2 protein-coding genes are annotated in these 25179 nt (G+C 75.6%); both read right to left on the bottom strand.

Annotated features, from left to right (window positions below):
* Positions 1 to 3: 3 nt before the first annotated feature.
* Positions 4 to 10953 carry a type I polyketide synthase gene (locus HA073_RS08895; protein WP_166456123.1) on the bottom strand — a complete coding sequence of 3650 codons (10950 nt, stop codon included), beginning with the start codon at positions 10951 to 10953 and terminating at the stop codon, positions 4 to 6.
* 47 nt (positions 10954 to 11000) lie between these two features.
* Positions 11001 to 25139 carry a type I polyketide synthase gene (locus HA073_RS08890; RefSeq protein WP_166456122.1) on the bottom strand — a complete coding sequence of 4713 codons (14139 nt, stop codon included), beginning with the start codon at positions 25137 to 25139 and terminating at the stop codon, positions 11001 to 11003.
* Between the last annotated feature and the right edge of the window lie 40 nt (positions 25140 to 25179).

Raw genomic sequence — 25179 nt, 5'->3', positions numbered from 1 at the left:
ATCTCAGGAGATTCCAAACTCTTTGCTGATGAAGTCGAAGATCTCGTCGTCGCTGGCCGAGTCGAGGTCTGGCCGGTCCGGTTCGACGGCGGGCCCGGCCGCCAGATCGGACGCCTTGGCGAGCAGGTCCTGCATCCGGGCGGTGAACCGGGCGCGGGCCGCCGGGTCGAGCGGGATGGCGGTGAGCAGGCTCTCCACCGTGTCGATGCCCTGGAAGAGCGGCTGGGTGGAGGGCGCCGCGTCGGCGGCGATCTCGCTCGTCAGCTTCTCGGCGAGCGCCGTCGGCGTCGGGTAGTCGAACACGAGCGTCGCCGGCAGCCGCAGGCCGGACAGGCTGTTGAGCCGGTTGCGCAGGTCGACGGCGGTGAGCGAGTCGAAGCCCAGGTCGGTGAAGAGCCGGTTCGGGTCGACCGCGTCCGAGCCGGCGTGGCCGAGGACGGCGGCGATGTTCGCGCGTACCACGTCGAGCACCACCTTGAGCCGCTCCGGGGCGGCCAGTCCGGCGAGCCGCCGGCCGAGCTGCACCCCGCCGGAGCGGGCACCGGTGGCGTCCATGGAGCGTCGCAGCGGCACCCGGACCAGGGCCCGGAGCATGGGCGCGAGGGTGCCGGTCTCCGCCTGCCCGCGCAGCGTCCCGACGTCCAGGCGCATCGGCAGGACGGTTGCCGCGTCGAGCCGCCACGCGGCGTCGAAGAGATTCAGCGCCTGCTCGGTGGCCAGGCCGGTGGCGCCCTGCTCGGCCATCCGCCGCACGTCGTCGTCGCCGAGGTGGCCCGTCATGCCGCTGGCCTGCGCCCACAGGCCCCAGGCGAGCGAGATGCCGGCGAGCCCGCGTGCCCGGCGGTGCGCCGCGAGGGCGTCGAGGAAGGCGTTCGACGCCGCGTAGTTGGACTGGCCGGCGCTGCCCAGCGTGGCCGCCGCCGACGAGAACAGGACGAAGGCCGCGAGGTTCGCGTCGGCCGTGAGGCGGTGCAGGTGCCAGGCGGCGTCGATCTTCGGCACGGCGACCGCGTCCACCCGTTCGGGGGTCATCGACTCCAGCACGCCGTCGTCGAGGACGCCGGCGGCGTGCACCACGGCGGTGAGCGGGTGCGCTGCCGGCACCCCGGCCAGCAGCGCCGACAGGGCCTCGGGGTCGGCGGCGTCGCAGGCCGCGACGGTCACCTCCGTACCGGTGCCGGCGAGTTCGTCGACCAGGTCGCCGATCCCCTCGGCCGCCGCGCCGCGCCGCCCGGCCAGCAGCAGGTGCCGTACGCCGTGGCTGGTGGCGAGGTGGCGGGCCAGGATGCGGCCCAGCACGCCCGTGCCGCCGGTGATCAGCACGGTGCCGGCCGGGTCGATCCCGCCGGGCAGCGGCTCGACACCGGCCGGAACCCGGCCGAGCCGTGGGGTGCGGACCTGCCCGTCGCGCACGGCGAGCTGCGGCTCGCCGGAGGCGATGGCGGCGGCCAGCGCGGCGGCGCTGTCCGGGGCGTCGTCGAGGTCGACGAGCTGGCACCGGCCCGGGTGTTCGAGCTGGGCGGCACGCAGCAGGCCCCAGACCGGGGCCTGGCGCAGGTTCACCTGCTCCTGCTCCCCCGCCGCGACCGCGTCCCGGGTGACGAGCACCAGCCGCGAGTCGGCGAACCGGTCGTCGGCGAGCCAGGTCCGCAACGCGGCGAGCGTACGGTGCGTGGCGGCGCGCGCCTGCGCGGCGAGCTCCGGGTCCGACGGGTTCCCGGCGTCGCCGACCGGGACGATCACCAGCTCGGGCGCCGGCTCACCCCCGGCGAGCAGGTCGCCGAGGGTGTCGAGCCCGACGTCGGTACGCACCCGGGCACCGGCCGCCTCGCAGGCCGCGCTGAGCACCAGGTCGTCGCCGAGCGCCACCCAGCGGGTGGCCGCCGGCACGGGGCCGGTGGGCACGGGCAGCACGGGCCAGTCCACCTGGAACAGCGACTCGTGCCGGCCGGAGCGGGCCGCGCCGAGGGAGTCCCCGGAGACACGGCGCATGATCAGCGAGTCGACGTGCAGCACCGGGGCGCCGGTGGCGTCGGCCACCTGGAACGAGACGCCGACCTCGCCGGCCGCGGCGACGCGCACGCGCAGGGCGGTGGCCCCGGCGGCGAGCAGGGAGACCCCGGTCCAGGCGAACGGCAGGCGGGGCACGCCGGCGTCGGCGCCGTCGCCCATCCGGCCGAGGAAGCCGCCGATCGACATGGCCTGCAGCGCGCCGTCGAGCAGCGCCGGGTGCACGCCGAAGCGGCCGGCCTCGGCGTGGTGGCCGGCGGGCAGCTCGACCTCGGCGAAGACCTCGTCGTCGCGGATCCACGCGGCACGCAGACCCCGGAACGCCGGCCCGTATCCGAAGACGGTCGCCTCGATGCCGGAGTAGAAGTCGTCGGACTCGACGCGCGTCGCGCCGGGCGGCGGCCACACCCCCAGGTCGAAGGCGGGCGCGGCGTCGGCCGGCTGCGGGCCGAGCAGGCCGGTGGCGTGGCAGGTCCAGGCGACGTCGGCGAGGATCTCGTCGGAGCCGTCCCGGTAGGGCCGGGAGTGGAGCTGGACGGTGCGCCGCCCGTCGTCGTCGCGGTCGCCGACCGTCAGCTGCACCTGGAGCGCGCCGAGTTCGGGCAGGACGAGCGGGGCGAGCAGCGTCAGCTCCTCCACCGTCGGGCAGCCGGCCTGCGCACCGGCGTATGTGGCGAGTTCCACGAAGGCGGTGCCGGGCAGCAGGATGTTGTCCATCACCCGGTGCTCGCCGAGCCACGGGTGGGTACGCACCGACAGCCGCCCGGTGAAGACCATCCGCTCGCTGTCGGGGAACGTCAGCGTGGCGCTGAGCAGCGGGTGCCCGGCGTCCTGGAGACCGGCGGAGCTGACGTCCTGCGCCCGGTGCGCCGGCGGCTCGACCCAGTACCGCTGGTGGTCGAAGGCGTACGTGGGCAGGGCGACAGGGTCGGTCCCGGCGAGGACGGCCGTCAGGTCGACGGGCAGGCCGATCGCGTGGGCGGTGGCGAGGTTGGTCAGCAGCCGCGTCGGGTCGTCGTCACCGCGGCGCAGGCTGCCCAGGGTGTGCCCGGTGACGCCGGCATCGTCCAGGATCGCCGTCACCGGCATCGTCAGCACCGGGTGGGGGCTGATCTCGACGAACGTGGTGTGCCCGGCGGCGACAGCGACGCGCACGGCGGCGTCGAACTGCACGGTCTGCCGCAGGTTGTCGTACCAGTAGCCGGCGTCCATCGAGGACGATTCGACCCAGTCCCCCGTCAACGTCGAGACGAGCCGAGTGTGCCCCGGCTGCGGGCTCACGTCGGCCAGGTCCGCGCGCAACCGCTCCGCCACCTCCTGCACCGCCACCGAGTGCGACGCGTAGTCCACCGGGATCAACCGCGCCCGCACCCCGTCGGCCTGACACGCCTCCACCAGATCCGCGACCGGCTGCGGCGGACCCGACACCACCACGGTCGACGGACCGTTCACCGCCGCGACGCCCACCCCGGGGAAGCCCGGCAGGCGCTCCGTCACCGCGTCCGCGCGGAGGTCGACCGACGCCATCGTGCCGGTGCCGCGCAGCGCGGTCAGGGCCCGGGAGCGCAACGCCACCGCCTTCGCCGCGTCCCCGAGCGACAGGATCCCCGCCACACACGCCGCGCCGATCTCACCCTGCGAGTGACCGATCACCGCCGCCGGAACCACACCCGCGTGCTGCCACACGGCGGCGAGGGCGACGCCGACGGCCCACAGCACCGGCTGCACGACCTCCACCCGCGCCAGCCACGACTCGTCGTCACCGGTGAGCACCGACACGAGGTCCACGTCCAGATACGGCGCGAGAGCCCGCTGGCACTCCGCCAGCCGCGCGTCGAAGACCGGCGTACGACCCACCAGGCCCGCCGCCATCCGCGCCGACTGCGCACCCTGACCCGGGAACACGAACACCGGGCCCGCACCGTGCGACGACGACGTCGCCGCGACCACGTTGCCGGCCGGCGACCCCGACGCCAGAGCGTCCAGCCCCGCCAGCAACTCCTCCGCGCTCGACCCGACCACGACCGCCCGCTGGTCGAACGTCGACCGGGTCGTCGTCAGGGACCAGCCCACCGCCGCCGCATCGACCTCGCCGTGCTCGCGTACGTGCCGGGCCAGCCGGGCCGCCTGGCCGGTCAGGCCTTCCCTCGACCGCCCCGACAGCGGCCATGCCACGACGCCGGAATCCACGAGGCCGGGCCGGGTGTCCACGCGTGCGGCGTCGACCGGCTCGTCACCCTGCTCGATGATCACGTGGGCGTTCGTGCCGGAGATGCCGAACGACGACACCGCCGCCCGGCGCGGCCGGTCCACCACCGGCCACGGCCGCGACTCCGTGGCCAGCTCGACGGCGCCGGAGGTCCAGTCGATGTGCGGGGACGGCTCGTCCACGTGCAGCGTCGCCGGGACGAGGCCGTGCCGGATGGCCTGCACCATCTTGATCACACCGGCCACCCCGGCGGCGGCCTGGGCGTGGCCGATGTTCGACTTGATCGAGCCGAGCAGCAGCGGCCGGTCGGCGGGCCGCTCCCGCCCGTACGTGGCCAGCAGGGCCTGCGCCTCGATCGGGTCACCGAGCGTGGTGCCGGTGCCGTGCGCCTCGACCACGTCCACGTCGGCCGTGGTAAGGCGGGCCGACGCCAGCGCCTGGCGGATCACCCGCTGCTGCGACGGACCGTTCGGGGCGGTCAGCCCGTTGGAGGCGCCGTCCTGGTTGATCGCCGAGCCGCGCACCACCGCGTACACGGTGCGGCCCTGCCGGCGCGCGTCGGAGAGCCGCTGCACGAGCAGCATGCCCACGCCCTCGGACCAGCCGGTGCCGTCGGCCGACGCGGCGAACGACTTGCACCGGCCGTCGGCGGCCAGGCCGCGCTGCCGGGAGAACTCGACGAAGGCGGTCGGGGTGGCCATCACCATCACGCCACCGGCGAGGGCCATGTCGCACTCGCCGCGCCGCAGCGCCTGACCGGCCCAGTGCAGGGCCACCAGCGACGAGGAGCAGGCCGTGTCCAGCGACACCGCCGGCCCCTCCAGCCCGAACGTGTACGCCACCCGGCCGGAGATGACGCTGCTGGTCATCCCGGTCAGCATGTAGCCCTCGGCGGCCTCCGGCGAGTACGCGAGCAGCGAGCCGTAGTCCTGGCCGCTGGTGCCGACGAAGACGCCGGTGCTGCTGCCCCGTACGTCGGCCGGGTCGATGCCGGCGGACTCGAAGGACTCCCAGGTGGTTTCCAGCAGCAGCCGCTGCTGCGGGTCCATGGCCAGGGCCTCGCGGGGCGAGATGCCGAAGAAGCCGGGGTCGAACCGGTCGACGCCGCTGAGGAAGCCGCCGCCGCGGGCGTAGAAGGTGCCGGGGGCGTCGGGGTCGGGGCTGTAGAGGCTGTCGAGGTCCCAGCCACGGTCGGTCGGCAGGTCGCTGATCGCGTCGACGCCGTCGACCACCAGCCGCCACAGGTCGTCGGGCGACCACACGCCGCCGGGCAGCCGGCAGGCCATGCCGATGATCGCGAGGGGCTCGTCGTCGCCGACCGGCACGGTGGTCGTCGCGGGTCGCACGGGGACCGGGGTGCCGGCGATCTCCGTACCCAGGAAGCCCGCCAGGTCGTGCGGGGTCGGATAGTCGAAGACGAGGGTGGCCGGCAGCCGCATCCCGAAGGCGTTGTTGAGCCGGTTGCGCATCTCGACGGCGGTCAGCGAGTCGAAGCCGAACTCGCTGAACGCCCGGCGCGGCTCGATGGCCGCCGGGTCGGGGTAGCCGAGCACGGCGGCGGCCTGCCCGCGGACGATCTCGACCAGCGCGGCGGCCCGCTCGGCGTCGCCCAGCCCGGCGAGCTGCTGCACCAGTGACGCGCCGGTGGTGGCCGCGGCGGCGCGCGCGGGCGTGCGGATCAGCGCCCGGTACAGCGGCGGGATGCTCCCGCCGGCGAACTGCACCTTCATCGCGGCGAGGTCCAGCCGGGCCGGGACGAGCGCGGCGTCGGTGGTGCGGCAGGCCACGTCGAAGAGCGCGAGCCCCTCCTCGGCCTCCATGGCGGCGACCCCGGAGCGGGAGATCCGGTTGAGGTGGACGTCGTCCAGCTCGGTGGTCATGCCGCTGCGGTCGGCCCAGAGGCCCCAGGCGAGGGTGAGCGCGGCGAGGCCGCGCGCCTTGCGGTGGTGGGCCAGCCCGTCGAGGAACGCGTTGGCGGCGGCGTAGTTGCCCTGGCCCGGGCCGCCTGCGGTGGCGGCCAGCGAGGAGTACGAGACGAACGCCTTCAGGCCGAGGTCGGCGGTCAGCTCGTGCAGGTGCCACGCGGCGTCGACCTTGGGCCGCAGCACGCCGTCCATCCGCTCGGGGGTGAGCGAGGAGATGACGCCGTCGTCGCGGACGCCGGCGGCGTGGACGACAGCGGTGAGGGGGTGCTCCGCCGGGATGCCGGCCAGCAGCTCGGCCACGGCGGCGCGGTCGGCGACGTCGCAGGCGGCGACGGTGACGCTCACGCCGAGCGCCTCCAGCTCGGCGCAGAGCTCCGCGACGCCCCCGGCGGCGCGGCCGCGCCGGCTGGTGAGGATGAGGTGCCGGACGCCGTACGTGCTGACCAGGTGCCGGCTCATCAGCTGGCCGAGGGTGCCGGTGGCGCCGGTGATCAGGACGGTGCCGTCGGAGTCGAACGGGGCGGCCGGCGGCTCGGCCGGGGCGGGAACCCGGGTGAGCCGGGCGCCGGCGGCGACACCCGCGCGGATCACGACCTGCGGTTCGTCGGTCGCGACGGCCGGGACGAGCACGGCGGCACAGCCGGCCACGTCGTCGACGTCGACAAGCACGAACCGGTCGGGGTTCTCCGACTGGGCGGAGCGGAGCAGGCCGATCGCGGCGGCGCCGGCCAGGTCGGTCAGGTCGGCGTCCCGGTCGGTGGCGACCGCGCCCGAGGTCAGCACCACCAGCCTGGACACCGCGTAGCGCTCCTCGGCGAGGAACTGCTGGAGCACGGCAAGCACCCGGTGGGTCGCCTCGGCGACGGCGCGCGGCACGTCCGCCGACGCGGGCGGGTCGAGCAACGGCAGGACCAGCACGCCGGGCGCGTCCGTCCCGTCGTCCATCGCCGTGGCCAGGGCCGTCAGGTCGGGGTACGCCGCCACGGCCGTGCCGGTGGCCGCGACCGCGTCGGTGAGCGCCGCGGCGTCGCCGATGACCGCCCAGTCGGCAGTGGACGGGCCGGCGGGCAGCGCGAGCGGCGCCCAATCGACCTGGAAGAGCGACTCGGTGCCGCCGCCGGAGGCGGTGCGGAGCTGGTCGGCGGAGACCGGCCGCAGGACCAGGGAGCCGACGGAGATGACGGGCGCACCGGCGACGTCGGTGAGCAGCAGCGAGATGCTGTCGGGGCCGGTGTGCGAGACCCGGACGCGGGCCGCCGCGGCCCCGGCGCCGTGCAGGGCGACGTCGTTCCAGGAGAACGGCAGCCGGCCGTACCCCGGGGGCATGCCCGCCCCTGAAGGCTCTCCGGCCGACGTGGTCAGGCCGAGGGTGTGCAGCGCCGCGTCGAGCAGGGCCGGGTGCAGGCCGTACCCGCCGGCCTCGGCGGCGGGGGCCTCGGGCAGCGCCAGCTCGGCGAAGAGGTCGTCGCCGCGCCGCCACGCGGAGCGCAGGGCGATGAAGGACGGACCGTAGTCGTAGCCCTGGGCGGAGAGGTTCAGGTAGAGGTCGTCGGTGCCGACCTCGGTGGCGCCCGGCGGCGGCCAGGTGGTCAGGTCGGACCAGCCGGCGGGGCCGCTCGGGGCGGCGGGGCCGCTGGCCAGCACACCGCTGGCGTTGCGGGTCCAGGTCCGCTCGCCCGCGCCCTCGGCCGGCTCGCCGTCCTGGGCGGAGTGCAGCGACACGGACCGGCAGCCGGTCTCGTCGGCCGGGCCGATCCAGAGCTGGATGTCGACGCCCCCGGTCTCCGGCAGGATCAGCGGCGACTCCAGGGTGAGTTCGCGGACGTGGTCCGCGCCGACGTGCGCGCCGGCCTGGAGGGCGAGTTCGACGAAGCCCGTGCCGGGCAGCAGCACGGTGTCGAAGACGACGTGGTCACAGATCCACGGGTGGGTACGCCGGGCCAGCCGGCCGGTGAACAGGAATCCCTCGGCGTGCGCGACGCCGACGGCGGCCCCGAGCAGGGGGTGTTGCGCGGGGCGCAGGCCGACGGCGGTGACGTCGCCGGTCCACCCGGCGCCCGCCTCGGGCCAGTAGCGCTGGTGCTGGAAGGCGTACGTGGGCAGGTCGACGCGGCGCGCGCCGGTGTCGGCGAACCACTGCCGCCAGTCGACCGCCACCCCGTGCACGTGCAGCTCGGCCAGCCCGGCCAGCATCCCGTGCGCCTCGGACCGGTCCGCGCGCTGCGCCGGCACGGCGAGCACGGCGTCGTCGGCGGGCAGGATGTCGCCGACCATCGCGGTCAGCACGCTACGCGGGCCGACCTCCAGGAACGTATCCACACCCGCCGCCCGCAGCGCCGTCACCCCATCGGCGAACCGCACCGCCTCGCGTACGTGCCGCACCCAGTACTCCGGCGTGCGGATCTCATCGCCGGCCAGGGCACCGGTCACGTTCGACACGACCGGCAGCACCGGCGCGGCGAACTCCAACCCGTCGAGAACGGCCCGGAAATCAGCGAGCATCGGCTCCATCAACGGACTGTGGAACGCGTGGCTGACCGCGAGCCGACGCGTCCGCACACCCCGGTCCTTCCAGACCCGCTCCACCTCGTCGAGGGCCTCAACGGCACCGGAGACCACAACAGCCTGCGGACCATTGACCGCCGCGACCCCCACACCGGCCAGCCCGTCCAGCGCCGCCGCCACGTCGGCCTCGGTGGCCGCGACGGCCAGCATCCCACCCCCGGCGGGCAGCGCCTGCATCAACCGGCCCCGCGCCGTCACCAGCGCGCAGGCGTGCTCCAGCGACAGCACCCCCGCCACGTACGCAGCCGTGACCTCGCCGATCGAGTGGCCGCCGACCAGGTCGGGGGCGACGCCGAAGGACTCGACGAGACGGAACAGCGCCACCTCGACCGCGAACAACCCCGCCTGCGTGAACACCGTCTGGTCCAGCAGCTCCGCCTCAGCCGAACCCGGCTCGGCGAAGAGCACCTCACGCAGCGGGCGCGGCAGGGCCCTGTCCAGGTGCCCGCACGCCTCGTCGAACGCGGCGGCGAACACCGGGAACTCGGCGTACAACTCCCGGCCCATGCCGGCGCGCTGCGCACCCTGGCCGGAGAACAGCACCGCCAGCGAAGCTCGGCCGCCGGCCTGGCCCACGACAACCGCACCCGACGGCTGCCCGGCGGCCAGGGCACGCAACCCGCCCAGCAGGTCCTCACGGCCGGTCGCGGAGACCACGGCCCGGTGCTCCAGGGTGGAGCGGGAGGTGACCGACGAGAAGGCCACGTCCAGGGGCCGCAGGGTCTCGTCGGCGGCGATCCGGGCCGCCCAGCGGCCCGCCTGCGCGGCGAGGCCGGCCGCGTCCCGGGCCGACACCGGCACCGGCACGACCGGCCGCTCGACCGGCAACGCGGCGGCGGCCGACGGGGACTGCTGGGGCTCCGGAGCCTGCTCCAGGATGGTGTGGGCGTTCGTGCCGGACACCCCGAACGAGGAGACGGCCGAGCGGCGCGGCCGGCTCACCGCCGGCCACGGCGTCGCCTCGGTCACCAGCGACACCTCGCCGGCCGACCAGTCGACCTCGGGCGTCGGCTCGTCCACGTGCAGGGTGGGCGGTACGACGCCGTGCCGCATCGCCATGACCATCTTGATCACACCGGCGACACCGGCGGCGGCCTGGGCGTGACCGATGTTCGACTTGACCGACCCGAGCAGCAGCGGCGCCGAGTCCCCCCGGTCCTGCCCGTACGTGGCGAGCAGCGCCTGCGCCTCGATCGGGTCGCCGAGCCGGGTGCCGGTGCCGTGCGCCTCCACCACGTCCACGCCGCCGGTGGCGAGGCCGGCGTTGGCCAGCGCCTGCTGGATCACCCGCTGCTGCGACGGCCCGTTCGGGGCGCTCAGGCCGTTGGAGGCGCCGTCCTGGTTGACGGCGCTGCCCCGCACCACGGCGAGGACGGGGTGGCCGTTGCGCTGCGCGTCCGACAGCCGCTCCAGCACCAGGACGCCGACGCCCTCGGACCAGCCGGTCCCGTCGGCGGCGGCGGCGAACGCCTTGCAGCGGCCGTCGGCGGCCAGGCCGCGCTGCCGGGAGAACTCGACGAAGGCGGCCGGGGTGCACATGGCGGTGACCCCGGCGACGATCGCCAGGGTGCACTCCCGCTGCCGCAGCGCCTGCCCCGCCAGGTGCAGGGCGACCAGCGAGGACGAGCAGGCGGTGTCGATGGTGACCGCCGGGCCCTCCAGCCCGAAGGTGTAGGCGATCCGGCCGGAGACCACGCTGCCGGCGTTGCCGGTCATCAGGTGCCCCTCCAGGCCCTGCGCGGCGCCCATCAGCACGGTGCCGTAGTCCTGGCCGGTGCTGCCGGCGAAGACGCCGGTGCGGCTGCCGCGCAGCGAGTGCGGGTCGATGCCGGCCCGCTCCAGGGCCTCCCACGATGTCTCCAGCAGCCAGCGCTGCTGCGGGTCCATCGCCAGCGCCTCGCGGGGGGAGATCGCGAAGAAGCCCGGGTCGAAGTCGGCCAGGTCGTGGACGAAGCCGCCCTGCCGCGTGTACGACGTGCCGCTCTGTTCAGGGTCGCTGTCGTAGAGCGACCCGAGGTCCCAGCCGCGGTCCTCGGGGAAGTCGGTGACCACGTCCCGGCCGGACGCGACCACCTCCCACAGGTCCTCGGGAGAGCGCACCCCGCCGGGGAAGCGGCAGCTCATGGAGACGATGGCGACCGGTTCCTGTTCACCGGCCTCCACCTCGCGCAGGCGCTGGCGCACCTGGTGCAGGTCAGCGGTGACCCGCTTGAGGTAGTCGAGAAGCTTCGCCTCGTCAGCCATGGACCGCGCACTCCTTGTGTTGACCCGTCGTCGCAGCAGCGATCACGTCAGGACATCCCCAGCTCGCGGTCGATGAAGTCGAAGACCTCGTCCGGCGTCGCGTCCTGGAGCTTCTCGGCGACGGTGTCGCCGTCCGCCGGGGCGTCGGCCTCGTTGAGGGAGGCCAGCAGCGCCCGCAGCCGTTCGGTGATCCGAATTCGGGCGCTGCGGTCCGGCGCCGAGCCGGAGAGTGCCGCTTCCAACCTGTCCAGCTCACCGAAGACCGGTGCGACCCCGGCCACGCCGCCGTCGACGATCGCGGCCCGCACGTATTCGGCCAGCCCGGCGGCGGTCGGGTAGTCGAAGACCACGGTGGCGGGCAGCCGCACGCCGGTCGCCGCGGTAAGCCGGTTACGCAGCTCCACGGCGGTCAGCGAGTCGAAGCCGAGTTCGCGGAACGCCCGGTCCGGCTCGACGGCGTCCATCGAGGCGTGCCCGAGCACCGCGGCGGCCTGCCCGCGTACCAGCTCCAGCAGGGTCTTGCGTCGTTCGGCGTCGGTCTGCCCGGCGAGCAGGGCGGCCAGGGACTCCGCGGAGACGCCGGTGTCCTCGGCCCGCTCGGCGACGGCCCGCCGTGCCTCGGCCACACCCGCGATGAGCGGGCTGGGCCGCACGGCCACGAAGCCGGGCACGTAGCGGGCCCAGTCGATCTCGGTCACCATCGTCGTCGGCTCGCCCCGCGCGACGCACTGGGCGAGCGCCGTGAGCGCGAGCGCGGTGTCGAGGCGGGCCACGCCGGTACGCCGGCGGCGCTCCTCGACGGCCTGGTCGGTGGCGGCCATCCCGCCGGCCGCCCAGGGGCCCCAGGCGACCGAGGTGGCCGGCAGGCCCTGGCGGTGCCGCTGCTCGGCGAGCGCGTCGAGGTAGGCGTTGGCGGCGGCGTAGCTGCCCTGACCGGCGGCGCCGAGCTGGCCGGCCATCGCGGAGAACAGCACGAACGCGCGCAGTTCCCGCCCGAGGGTGAGCTCGTGCAGGTGCAGGGCGCCGAGCACCTTGGGTCGCAGGACGGTGGTGAGCCGGTCGGGGGTGAGCCCGTCGAGCACCCCGTCCTCCAGCACGCCGGCGGCGTGCACGACGGTGGTCAGCGGCGCGTCGGCGGGCACCTCGTCGAGCAGCTTGGCCAGCGCGGCCCGGTCGGCCACGTCGCAGGCCGCGACGGTCACCCGGGTGCCCGCCCCGGTCAGCTCACGGACGAGTGCCGTGGCGCCGGGGGCGTCCGCGCCGCGGCGGCTGACGAGCATCAGGTGCTCGGCGCCCCGGGCGGCCAGCCAGCGGGCCACCTCCGCGCCGAGCGCGCCGGTGCCGCCGGTGACCAGCGTCGTGCCCGGGTAGCCGGCGTCATCGGCGGGCGCCTCGCCGCCGGGCGCGCGTACCAGCCGCCGGACGAGGACGGTGGCGCCGTCGACCGCCAGCTGGTCCTCGCCGTCAAGGCCGGCGAGGGCGGCGCAGAGCAGGTCCCAGCCGTGGTCGTCCAGGGTGGCCGGTACGTCGACCAGGCCGCCCCACCGCTCGGGGTGTTCGAGGGCCACGACCCGGCCGAGGCCCCAGAGCAGCGACTGCTCCGGGCGGCCGGCGGTGCCGCCCCGGGTGGTGCCGGCGGCGCCCCGGGTGACGCACCACAGCGGCGCGGCGACGTCGAGGTCCCCGAGCGCCTGGATCAGCGCCAGCGACCGGGCGAGGAACGGCGGCACCGGCTGGGTGTCGTCGACCGCGCCGTCGGCGAGGGCGAGCAGGGACAGCACCCCGTCGACCGGGGCCGTTCCGCCGTCGGAGGTACGGGCGACACCGCTCAGGTGCGCGGTGAGGGCGGCCCGGTCGGTCAGGTTCTCCGGCAGCGACACCAGCCGGACGTCGGCGCCCCGGCGGGACAGTTCGGCGACGGCGGCCTCGCCCTCCTCCGGGTGCCGCGCGTCGGCGATCACCCACCAGGCGCCGGGGAGGAAGCTGACGGGCGTGCCGGTGTACGGCTGCCAGACGCTGCGGTAGCGCAGGTCGTCCAGGGCGGACCGGCTGCGCTGCCGGCGTCGCCAGGAGGCGAGCACGGGCAGGGCCCCGCCCAGCCGTTCCAGGGATTCCGTCGCGTCCTGCTCGGTGAGTTCCGCGAGCGCGGCCAGGTCCTCGCGTTCGACGGCCGCCCAGAACGCGGAGTCGACGCCGCTCGGGGTCTCCTCGGCGCCGTCCTGCCCGGTCACGGCGGTGGGCCAGAAGCGGCTGCGGTCGAAGGCGTACGTGGGCAGTGCCACCACGTCGGTCTCGGCGAGGACGGCCGTCAGGTCGACGGGCAGGCCGATCGCGTGGGCGGTAGCCAGGTTGGTCAGCAGCCGCGTCGGATCGTCGTCACCGCGGCGCAGGCTGCCCAGCGTGTGCCCGGTGACGCCGGCGTCGTCCAGGATCGCCGTCACCGGCATCGTCAGCACCGGATGGGGGCTGATCTCCACGAACGTCGTGTGACCCGCCTCGACCGCCACCCGCACGGCGGCGTCGAAGCGCACCGTCTGCCGCAGGTTGTCGTACCAGTAACCGGCGTCCATCGAGGACGGGTCCACCCAGTCCCCCGTCAACGTCGAGACGAGCCGAGTGTGCCCCGGCTGCGGGCTCACGTCGGCCAGATCGGCGCGCAACTGCTCCGCGACGTCCTGCACCGCCGCCGAGTGCGACGCGTAGTCCACCGGGATCAACCGCGCCCGCACCCCGTCGGCCTGACACGCCTCCACCAGATCCGCGACCGGCTGCGGCGGACCCGACACCACCACCGTCGACGGACCGTTCACCGCCGCCACCCCGACACCCGGGAACGCCGACAGCCGCTCAGCCACCGCCTCCGCCGACAGGTCCACCGACGCCATCGTCCCGGTACCCCGCAGCACCGTCAGCGCCCGCGACCGCAACGCCACCGCCTTCGCCGCGTCCTCCAGGGAGAGAATCCCGGCCACGCACGCCGCACCGATCTCACCCTGCGAGTGACCGACCACCGCCGCCGGGGTGACCCCGGCGTGCTGCCACACCGCCGCCAGCGCCACACCAACAGCCCACAGCACCGGCTGCACGACCTCCACCCGCGCCAGCCACGACTCGTCGTCACCGGTCAACACCGCAACGAGGTCCACATCGAGGTACGGGGCCAGGGCCCGCTGACACTCCGCCAGACGCGCGTCGAACACCGGCGCACGACCCACCAGACCGGCCGCCATCCGCGCCGACTGCGCACCCTGACCCGGGAACACGAACACCGCACCCGCGCCATGCGACAGAGCCGCCGCCGCGACCACGTTGCCGGCCGGCGACCCAGACGCCAGAGCGTCCAGCCCCGCCAGCAACTCCTCCGCGCTCGACCCGACCACAGCCGCCCGCTGGTCGAACACCGACCTGGTAACGGCGAGAGACCAGCCCACCGCCGCCGCGTCGAGGTCGGCGTGCGCGCGGACGTGCCGGGCCAGGCGGGCGGCCTGACCGGCCAGCGCGCCCTTCGACCGCCCCGACACCGCCCAGACGACTACGTCGGAGGCCACGAGCCCCGGGCTGCGATCCTCGGCGGCCCCGCCGTCGGGCTCCACGCTCTCGGCGGGGAGGTCCTCGGGCAGTTCGATGATCACGTGGGCGTTCGTGCCGGAGATGCCGAACGACGACACCGCCGACCGGCGCGCCCGGTCCACGGCCGGCCACGGCCGCGACTCGATCGCCAGCTCGACGGCCCCGGAGGTCCAGTCGATGTGCGGCGACGGCTCGTCCACGTGCAACGTCGCCGGGACCACGCCCTCCCGCATCGCCAGCACCATCTTGATCACGCCGGCGACGCCGGCGGCGGCCTGCGTGTGGCCGATGTTCGACTTGACCGAGCCGAGCAGCAGCGGCTCGTCGCGCTCCTGCCCGTACGTGGCGAGCAGGGCCTGCGCCTCGATCGGGTCGCCGAGCGTGGTGCCGGTGCCGTGCGCCTCGACCACGTCCACATCGGCCGCGGAGAGCCGCGCCGAGGCCAGCGCCTGCCGGATCACCCGCTGCTGCGAGGGACCGTTCGGGGCGGTCAGCCCGTTCGAGGCGCCGTCCTGGTTGACCGCACTGCCCCGCACGATCGCCAGCACCTCGTGACCGTTGCGCCGCGCGTCCGACAACCGCTCCACCAGCAGCACGCCCACACCCTCGCCCCAGCCCGTGCCATCCGCACCCGCAGCGAACGCCTTGCACCGGCCGTCAGCCGCCAAGCCCCGCTGCCGGGAGAACTCCACGAACAGCCCGGGCGTCGCCATCACGGTCACGCCGCCGGCGAGGGCCAGGTCGCACTCGCCACGCCGCAGCGACTGCACCGCCAGGTGCAACGCCACAAGCGACGACGAACACGCCGTGTCCACCGACACCGCCGGCCCCTCCAACCCCAACGCGTACGCCACCCGACCCGACACCACACTCGCGGCGTTGCCCGTTCCCGCGAAGCCCTCCACCTCGTCCCCCGCCACCATCAGCAGGGCCCCATAGTCCTGACCATTCGTGCCCACGAACACCCCTGTTCGCGAACCCCGCAGAACCCCAGGCTCAACCCCTGCCCGCTCGACCGCCTCCCACGAAACCTCCAGCAACAACCGCTGCTGCGGGTCCATGGCCAACGCCTCGCGGGGGGAAATCCCGAAGAAACCGGCATCAAACTCCGCCGCCTCGTAGAGGAAGGCGCCGCTGCGGACGTAGGAGGTGCCGGTGGAATAGGGGTCGGGGTCGTAGAGGCGCTCGACGTCCCAACCCCGATCGCCGGGGAGGTCCGACACGGCGTCGCGGCCGGCGTGCAGCATCTGCCAGAACCGCTCGGGATCGTTGGCCCCGCCGGGGAAGCGGCAGGACATGGCCACGATGGCCACCGGCTCGTCGTCGCCGAACGCCACCGGGGCGGCCTCGACGGCCACGGCGGCCTCCCCGCCCAGTTCCTCGTGCAGGTGCCGGGCGAGCGCGGTCGGCGACGGGTAGTCGAAGACCAGGGTCACCGGCAGCCGCAGCGAGGTGGCGGTGGCGAGCCGGTTGCGCAGTTCCACCGCGGTCACCGAGTCGAAACCGAGGTCGCGGAACGCGTGGTGCGGGTCGACGGCCTGGCCGTCGGCGTACCTGAGGACCGTGGCCGCCTGGTCGCGGACCAGGTCGAGCAGCGCCTGCTGGCGCTCGGCGGCGCTCATCCGGGTGAACGCGCCGGCCGGGCCGGCCTCGTCGGTCTCCTTCGTCTCGGCCAGTCCCTTGGTGGCCTGCAACCGCTGCGCCTCGGGGATCTCCGAGATCAGCGGGCCGGGCCGGGTGGCGGTGAACGCGACGAAGAACCGCTCCCAGGCGATGTTCGAGATGGTCAGGAACGTCTCGTCGTGCTCGACGGCCTGGTGCAGGGCCGCGACGGCGAGCCGCGGCGGCATCTCGGGTGCGCCGTGGCGGTGCAGCATCCGGCCGAACTCGCCGTCGGCCATGCCGCCGCCGCCCCAGGCGCCCCAACCGATGGAGGTGGCGGGCAGGCCGAGGGCGCGGCGGTGCTCGGCGAGGGCGTTGAGGAACGCGTTGCCGGGGGCGTAGTTGCCCACGCCGGAGCTGCCGACGGTGCCGGCCATCGACGAGAACAGGATGAACGCGTCGAGGTCCAGCTCGCGGGTCAGCTCGTGCAGGTTCAGTGCGGCGGTGACCTTCGCGCTGAGCGCGTAGTCGACCTGGTCCAGCGTCAGCGAGTTGATCACCGAGTCGTCGAGCACGGCTGCGGTGTGCACGACTGTGGTCAGCGGGTGCTCGGACGGCAGGTCGGCGAGGACGGCGGCGAGCGCCGAGCGGTCGGCGGCGTCGCAGGCGGCGACGGTCACCCGGGCGCCCAGTGCGACCAGTTCGGCCTCGAGGTCGGCGATGCCCTCGGCCTGCCGGCCGCGCCGGCTCACCAGCACCAGGTGGGCGGCGCCGTTGGCGGCGAGCCAGCGGGCCATGTGCCCGCCGAGCGCGCCGGTGCCGCCGGTGACCAGGGCGGTGCCGGAGGGCCGCCAGGCGCGCGGGGCGGGCGTGTCGCCGAGCGGGGCGTGCAGCAGTCGCCGGCCGAACGCGCCGGCCCACCGCAGCGCGACCTGGTCCTCCCCGTCGGCGCCGGCGAGGACGCGCACGAGCCGGCGGCCGGCCGCGTCGTCGAGCTCGTCGGGCAGGTCGACGAGGCCGCCCCAGCGGTCCGGGTGCTCCAGCGCGGCGACCCGGCCGAAGCCCCAGGTGAGCTGCTGGAGCGGGTGCGGCAGCGGGTCGGCCGGGCCGGTCGCGACGGCGCCCCGGGTGAGGCACCACAGGGGCGCGCGGACGCCGGCGTCGCCGAGCGCCTGCACGAGGGTGACGGTGCCGGCGAAACCGACCGGCACGGACGGGTACGCCGGGGCGGGCGTCTCGTCGAGCGGCAGCAGCGACACGATCCCGGCGGGGCGGGGGCCGCCGTCGGCGAGGTCGCGCAGCCGGGCGGCGAGCGCCGCGCGGTCCGTGCGGTCGGCGTCCAGCGCCAGCGGTACGACGGTGCCGCCGTGGCGCCGCAACGCCTCGGCGCAGAAGCCGGCCTCGGCCGCGCCGGTGTCGTCGGGGCCGGTCAGCAGCCACCAGGTGCCGGTGACGGCCGGCTCGCCGGAGGCGTCGGGGGCGACGGGCGTCCAACTGTCCCGGTACCGCCACGAGTCCACGGTGGCCTGGTCGCGGTGCCGGCGACGCCAGGCGGCGAGCACCGGCAGCACGTCGGCGAACGCCGTCTCCGGGACGGGCCCCGGCTCGGTCGTGGCGGAGAGTTCGGCCGTGAGCGCGGTCAGGTCCTCCGCCTCGACGGCGGCCCAGAACCGGGCGTCGACCTCGTCGTCGGCCACGGCACCGGCGGTCCCGACCGCGGGGGCGGGCGCGGTCGACGGCTGCGGCCAGTAGAGCTGCCGCTGGAACGGGTACGTGGGCAGGTCGAGGCGACGCCCGGCGAGGCCGGCGAAGGCGGGCCGCCAGTCCACGGCCGTACCTCCGGCCCAGACCTCGGCCAGGGCGCGCAGGAAGCGGCCGAGGCCGCCCTCGCCCCGGCGCAGGCTGCCGGTGACGGTGACCGCGTCCGGGTCGGCGGCGGCCAGCTCGACGCTCTCCTGCGTGGCCATCGTCAGCACGGGGTGGGCGCTGATCTCGACGAAGGTCTGGTAGCCGGCGGCGACGAGGCTGCGTACCGCTTCGTCGAAGCGGACGGTCTGCCGCAGGTTGCGGTACCAGTAGTCGGCGTCGAGGGCGGCGGTGTCGAGCCAGTCCCCCTCGACGGTGGAGCGGAACCGGACCTCGCCGGTGCGGGGCCGCAGCCCGGCGAGCAGTTCCAGGAGCTGCTCGCGCAGTTGCTCGACGTGGGCGGAGTGGGAGGCGTAGTCCACGGGGACGCGGCGCACCCGCACCTCGTGGGACTCGTAGTGGGCGACGAGCTCGTCGAGGGCGGCGCCGTCGCCGGAGACCACGACGGAGGTGGGTCCGTTGACGGCGGCCAGGGCGATGCGGCCGGCCCAGCGGGCGATCGTCGCGGTGGCCTCGTCGGCGGTGGTGGCGACCGAGACCATGCCGCCGTCCCCGGCGATGCCGGCGATGATCCGGCTGCGCAGCGCGACCACGGCCGCCGCGTCGTCGAGGGTGAGGCCACCGGCGACGTACGCGGCGGCGATCTCCCCCTGGGAGTGGCCGACGACGGCTCCGGGGCGCACCCCGTACGACTCCCAGAGCGCGGCGAGCGAGACGCTGACCGCGAACAGGGTGGGCTGCACGACGTCGACGCGCTCCAGCGACGGGGCGTCGGGCGCGCCGCGCACCACGTCGGTCGGTGACCAGTCGACGTACGGGCGCAGTGCCTCGGCGCAGGCGGCGAACGTCTCCGCGAAGACGGGGGCGGTGTCGAGCAGCTCGGCGGCCATCCCGGCCCACTGCGATCCCTGGCCCGGGAAGACGAACGCGACCTCGCCCGGCGTGCCGGGGGCGCGGGTGACGGTCTGCGGGCCGGGCCGGCCGGCGGCGAGCGCGTCGAGGGACGCGGCCAGGTCGTCGCGGTCGGCGGCGAAGACGACGGCCCGGTGGTCGTGGGCGGCGCGGGTGGCGGCCAGCGACCAGCCGACGTCGGCGAGCGCGTCGTCGTCCACTGTGCCGAGGTGCTCGCGCAGGTCCCGGGTGCGGGCGGTGAGGGCGTCGACGGTGCGCCCGGAGAGCACCCAGGGCAGCTCCCCGGCCGGCACGTCGGCCGCCGGTCCGGGCTCCGGCTCGTCGGCGGGGGCCTGTTCGAGGATGGTGTGCACGTTGGTGCCGCTGATCCCGAACGAGGAGACGGCGGCGCGGCGTACCCCGTCGGCCGGCTCCCACGGCCGGGCGGAGGTGAGCAGCTCGACGCTGCCGCCGGTCCAGTCGACGTGCGGGGTGGGCTCGTCCACGTGCAGCGTGGGCGGCAGCACCCCGTGCCGCATCGCCAGCACCATCTTCATCACCCCGGCCACACCCGCCGCCGCCTGGGTGTGCCCGATGTTCGACTTGATCGAGCCGAGCCACAACGGCCGGTCGGCGGGCCGGTCCTGGCCGTACGTGGCGATGAGGGCCTGCGCCTCGATCGGGTCGCCGAGGGTGGTGCCGGTGCCGTGGGCCTCGACGGCGTCCACCTGCTCGGCGGTGAGTCCGGCGTTCGCGAGGGCCTGCCGGATCACCCGCTGCTGGGCGGGGCCGTTGGGGGCGGTGAGGCCGTTGGAGGCGCCGTCCTGGTTGACGGCGCTGCCGCGCAGCACGGCGAGGACCGGGTTGCCGTCGCGGCGGGCGTCGGAGAGCCGCTGGAGTACCAGCAGGCCGACGCCCTCGCCCCAGCCGGTGCCGTCCGCGGCTCCGGCGAACGGCTTGCACCGGCCGTCGGCGGCGAGACCGCGCTGGCGGGAGAAGCCGACGAAGATGCCGGGGGTGGCCATCACGGTGGCGCCGCCGGCCAGGGCCAGGTCGCACTCCCCCGTCTGCAGGGCCTGCGCGGCCAGGTGCATCGCGACCAGCGACGACGAGCAGGCCGTGTCGACGGTGACGGCCGGGCCGTGCAGCCCGAAGGTGTACGCCAGCCGGCCGGAGATGACGCTGGCGGAGGTGCCGGTGGCGAGGTAGTTCTCGTCGACGTCCCCGGTGGCCATCAGCAGCGAGCCGTAGTCCTGGCCGTTGGTGCCGACGTACACGCCGGTGCGGCTGCCGCGCAGGGCGGTCGGGTCGATCCGGGCCCGCTCGAACGCCTCCCAGGTGGTCTCCAGCAGCAGCCGCTGCTGCGGGTCCATGGCGAGGGCCTCGCGGGGGCTGATGCCGAAGAACGCCGGGTCGAACTCGCCGGCACCGGCGACGAAGCCGCCCTCCCGGACGTAGCTGGTACCGAGGTGCTCGGGGTCGGGGTGGTACAGCTCGGCGAGGTTCCAGCCGCGCTCGCCGGGCATCAGGCTCAGCGCGTCGGTGCCGGTGGCCAGCAGGTCCCAGAGCTGCTCGGGCGAGGTGACCCCGCCGGGGAAGCGGCAGCTCATGGCGACGATGGCGATCGGTTCGCGGTCACGGCCGGTGCCGTCGGCGACCACCTCGCCGGTGGTGTGCCCGGCGGTGAGGCCGTGCAGGTGGGCGGCGAGTTCGGCGACCGTGGGGTGGTCGAAGACCAGCGTGGCGGGCAGGGTCATACCGGTCTCGGCGGTCAGCCGGTTGCGCAGCTCGACGGCGGTGAGCGAGTCGAAGCCGAGGTCACGGAAGGTGCGCTCGGGCAGCGGCCGCCCGGCCGGGTAGCCGAGCACGACGGCGGCCTGGGTGCGTACGAGGTCGGCGAGCTGCGGCAGGGACCGGCCGACCACCACGGCGCGGACGGGACCGGTGGGCACGGCGGGCACCCCGGGCAGGGCGGCGATCAGTGGCGTGGGCCGGCCCCAGGACGCGGCGAGGCGTCCCCAGTCGACGGCGGCGACGGTGACCGCCGGCTCGGCGGTGTTGACCAGCCGGCCGAGGGCGGTGACGGCCTCGGCGGCGGGGAGCGCGTCGACCCCGCCCCGGGCGAGCCGGGCGGTCAGGGCGGCGGCCATGCCGTCCTCAGCCCAGGCGCCCCAGGCGATGGCGGTGGCGGGCAGGCCCTGGTCGCGTCGCCAGGCCGCGAACGCGTCGAGATAGGCGTTGGCCGCCGCGTAGTTGCCCTGCCCGGCACTGCCGATGACGCCGGCGAGGGAGGAGAAGAGCACGAACGCGTCGAGGTCGCGGTGGGCGGTGGCCTCGTGCAGGACCCGGGCGGCGCGGACCTTGCCGTCGAGGACGGCCTGCATCCGGGTCAGGTCGAGCCCGTCGAGGACGCCGTCGTCGATCACGCCGGCGGTGTGCACGACGGCGGTCAGCTCCGGCAGCCCGGAGACCAGAGCATCGACGGCAGCCCGGTCGGTGACGTCGCACCCCACCACCCGCACCGCACCCAACTCGGCCACCAAGTCCGCCGCACCCGGCGCCCCCGGACCCCGCCGCGAGGCGAGGACCACCTCACCGGCCCCGTTCGCCAGCAACCACCGCGCCACATGCCGACCCAACGCACCCGTACCACCGGTCACCAGCACCGTCCCGGCAGGCCGCCAACCCACACCCACCGGCGGCACGGCCGGCACCAGCCGCCGGCCGAGGACGCCCTGGGGGCGGATCGCCACCTGGTCGTGCCCGGCGTCGGCGAGGACGGCGAGCAGCGCGTCGGCCGTGGCGCGGTCGGCGCGGGCGGGCAGGTCGACCAGGCCGCCCCAGCGGTCCGGCTGTTCGAGGGCGACGACCCGCCCGAGGCCCCAGGCCAGGGCGGCCCACGGGTCGGTGAGGGTCTCGCCGGCCCCGGCGCGCACGGCGCCCCGGGTGAGGCACCAGAGCCGGCCGGGCAGGCCCGCGTCGGCGAGCGCCTGGGTGAGGGTGAGCAGCAGCGCGGCGCCGACGGAGACGGCCGGGGCGTCCGGCAGCGCCCGGTCGGTCGCGGGCAGCACGCAGAGCACGCCGGCCCAGCCCTGCTCGCCGTGGCCGCGCAGCAGCCCGGTCAGCTCGGCGCGATCGACGCCCGGGGCGACGGTCAGGGTGTCGACGTGGGCGCCGGCACCGGTCAGCGTGCCGGCCACCCCGGCGTCGTCGTTGTCGGCGGTGACGACGAGCCAGCGGCCGGTCAGCGCCGGAACGGCGGCGGGGCGTACGGGTTCCCACTCGACCCGGTAGGTCCAGCCGTCCACCACGGCGTCGCGCTGCCGGGCCCGCCGCCACGACGACAGCACCGGTACGGCCGGGGCGAGCGCCTCCACTGCCGCGGGATCGTCCTGCACGGCCAGGTGGGCGGCGACCCCGGTCAGGTCGCCACGCTCCACGGCCGCCCAGAAGTCCCCCTCGGCGGCGTCACCCGGCACGGCCGTCGCGGCGGTGCCGCCGACCTCGGGCCAGTAGCGCTGGTGCTGGAAGGCGTACGTGGGGAGGTCCACGCGGCGCGCGCCGGTGTCGGCGAACCACCGCCGCCAGTCGACCGCCACCCCGCGCACGTGCAGCTCGGCCAGCCCGGCCAGCAGCCCGTGCGCCTCGGGCCGGTCGGCGCGCTGCGCCGGCACGGCGAGCACGGCGTCGTCGGCGGGCAGGATGTCGGCCGCCATCGCGGTCAGCACGCTGCGCGGGCCGATCTCCAGGAACGTGTCCGCCCCGGCGGCGCGCAGCGCGCCGACCCCGTCGGCGAAGCGGACGGCCTCGCGGACGTGGCGCACCCAGTAGTCGGGCGTGCGGATCTCGTCGGCGTCGGCCAGGGCGCCGGTCACGTTCGACACGACCGGCAGCGACGGCGCGGCGAAGGTGAGCTTGTCGAGCACCGCGCGGAACCGGGCGAGCATCGGCTCCATCAGCGGACTGTGGAACGCGTGGCTGACGGTGAGGCGGCGGACGCGTACGCCCCGCTCACGCCAGACCCGCTCCACCTCGTCGAGGGCCTCGACGGCGCCGGAGACCACGACGGCCTGCGGACCGTTGACCGCCGCGATCCCCACGCCGGCCAGCCCGTCCAGCGTGGCCGCCACGTCGGTCTCGGTGGCCGCGACGGCCAGCATCCCACCCCCGGCGGGCAGCGCCTGCATCAACCGGCCCCGCGCCGCCACCAACGCACAGGCGTGCTCCAGCGACAGCACCCCCGCCACGTACGCGGCCGTGACCTCGCCGATCGAGTGGCCGCCGACCAGGTCGGGGGCGACGCCGAAGGACTCGACCAACCGGAACAACGCCACCTCGACGGCGAACAGCCCCGCCTGTGTGAACACCGTCTGGTCCAGCAGGTCGGCGTCGGCCGAGCCCTCGGCGGCGAAGAGCACCTCGCGCAGCGGGCGCGGCAGGGCCCTGTCCAGGTGCCCGCACGCCTCGTCGAGGGCGGCGGCGAACACCGGGAACTCGGCGTACAGCTCCCGGCCCATGCCGGCGCGCTGCGCGCCCTGGCCGGAGAAGAGCACCGCGAGCTGGCCGCGCGGCGCGCCGGCACCGAGCACGACGGTGCCGGCCGGTTCCCCGGCGGCGAGGGCGCGCAGCCCCGCGAGCAGGTCGTCGCGGCCGGTCGCGGACAGCACGGCCCGACGGTCCAGGGTGGAGCGGGAGGTGACCGACGAGAAGGCCACGTCGAGCGGGCGCAGGGTGTCGTCGGCGGCGAACCGGGCGGCCCAGCGGCCGGCCTGCGCGGCGAGCGCGGCGTCGGAGCGGGCGGAGAGCAGCACGGGGGCCACCGTGCGGGCCTGCGGCGTGGTCGGCTCGGCCTCGGCCTCGACCTCGGCGGGAGCCGGGGCCTGCTCGATGATGGTGTGCGCGTTGGTGCCGGAGACGCCGAACGACGACACGGCGGCCCGGCGCGGCCGGTCCACGGCCGGCCACGGCGTGACGGCGGTGGCGAGGGTGACGGCCCCGGCGGTCCAGTCGATCTGCGGCGACGGCTCGTCGACGTGCAGGGTGGGCGGCACGACGCCGTGCCGCATCGCCAGCACCATCTTGATCACACCGGCCACGCCGGCGGCTGCCTGGGTGTGCCCGATGTTCGACTTCACCGACCCGAGCAGCAGCGGCGCGGCCTCGTCGCGGTCCTGCCCGTACGTGGCCAGCAGCGCCTGCGCCTCGATCGGGTCGCCGAGCCGGGTGCCCGTGCCGTGCGCCTCCACCACGTCGACCTGCTCGGGCGTGAGCCGGGCGTTGCCGAGGGCCTGGCGGATGACCCGCACCTGGGAGGGGCCGTGCGGGGCGCTGAGCCCGTTGGACGCGCCGTCGGAGTTGACCGCGCTACCGCGTACCACGGCGAGCACCGGGTAGCCGTGCCGCTGCGCGTCGGAGAGCCGGGTGAGCAGCAGCATGCCGATGCCCTCGGACCACGAGGTGCCGTTCGCGCCGGCGGCGAACGCCTTGCACCGCCCGTCGGCGGCGAGACCGCGCTGCCGGCTGAAGCCGACGAAGACCGCCGGGGTGGGCATCACCGTCACGCCGCCCGCCAGGGCCAGCTCGCAGTCGCCGTTGCGCAGGGCCTGCGCGGCCAGGTGGATGGCGACGAGCGAGGACGAGCAGGCGGTGTCGACCGTGACCGCCGGCCCCTCCAGCCCGAGGGTGTACGCGACGCGGCCGGAGATGACACTGGTGGCGTTGCCGGTGAGCAGGTGACCCTCGCCGTTCTCGGCCTGCGCCATCATGCCGTCGTAGCCGTGCGACGAGGCCCCGACGAAGACGCCGGTACGGCTGCCCCGGACGGCCGGCAGCGGCAGCCCGGCCCGCTCGAACGCCTCCCAGGAGGTCTCCAGCAGCAGCCGCTGCTGCGGGTCCATGGCGAGGGCCTCGCGGGGCGAGATGCCGAACAGGTCGGCGTCGAAGTCGGCGGCGGAGTAGACGAAGCCGCCCTCGCGCACGTAACTGGTGCCCGGGTGGTCGGGATCGGGGTGGAAGAGGTTCTCCAGGTCCCAGCCCCGGTCGGCGGGGAACGGCCCGATCCCGTCGCCGCCGTCGTGCACGAGCTGCCACAGCGCCTCGGGGCTGTCGACGCCGCCCGGGTAGCGGCAGCTCATCGCCACGATGGCGATGGGCTCGGAGTCCCGGCTCTCCAGCTCGCGCAGCCGACGCCGGGTACGCCGCAGCTCCGAGGTCGTACGCTTCAGGTACTCGACGTACCTCTCGTCCTCGTTGCTCACCGTGGACCTACCTCACTCGGCATGCCGATGTCGTTGCGGC

The organism is Micromonospora sp. CMU55-4, from assembly GCF_011602315.1.
In the GTDB taxonomy this organism is placed as follows: Bacteria; Actinomycetota; Actinomycetes; order Mycobacteriales; family Micromonosporaceae; genus Micromonospora; species Micromonospora chalcea.
The sequence above is the reverse complement of the archived record's forward strand: the minus strand, read 5'-3'. Positions and strand labels throughout refer to the sequence as shown.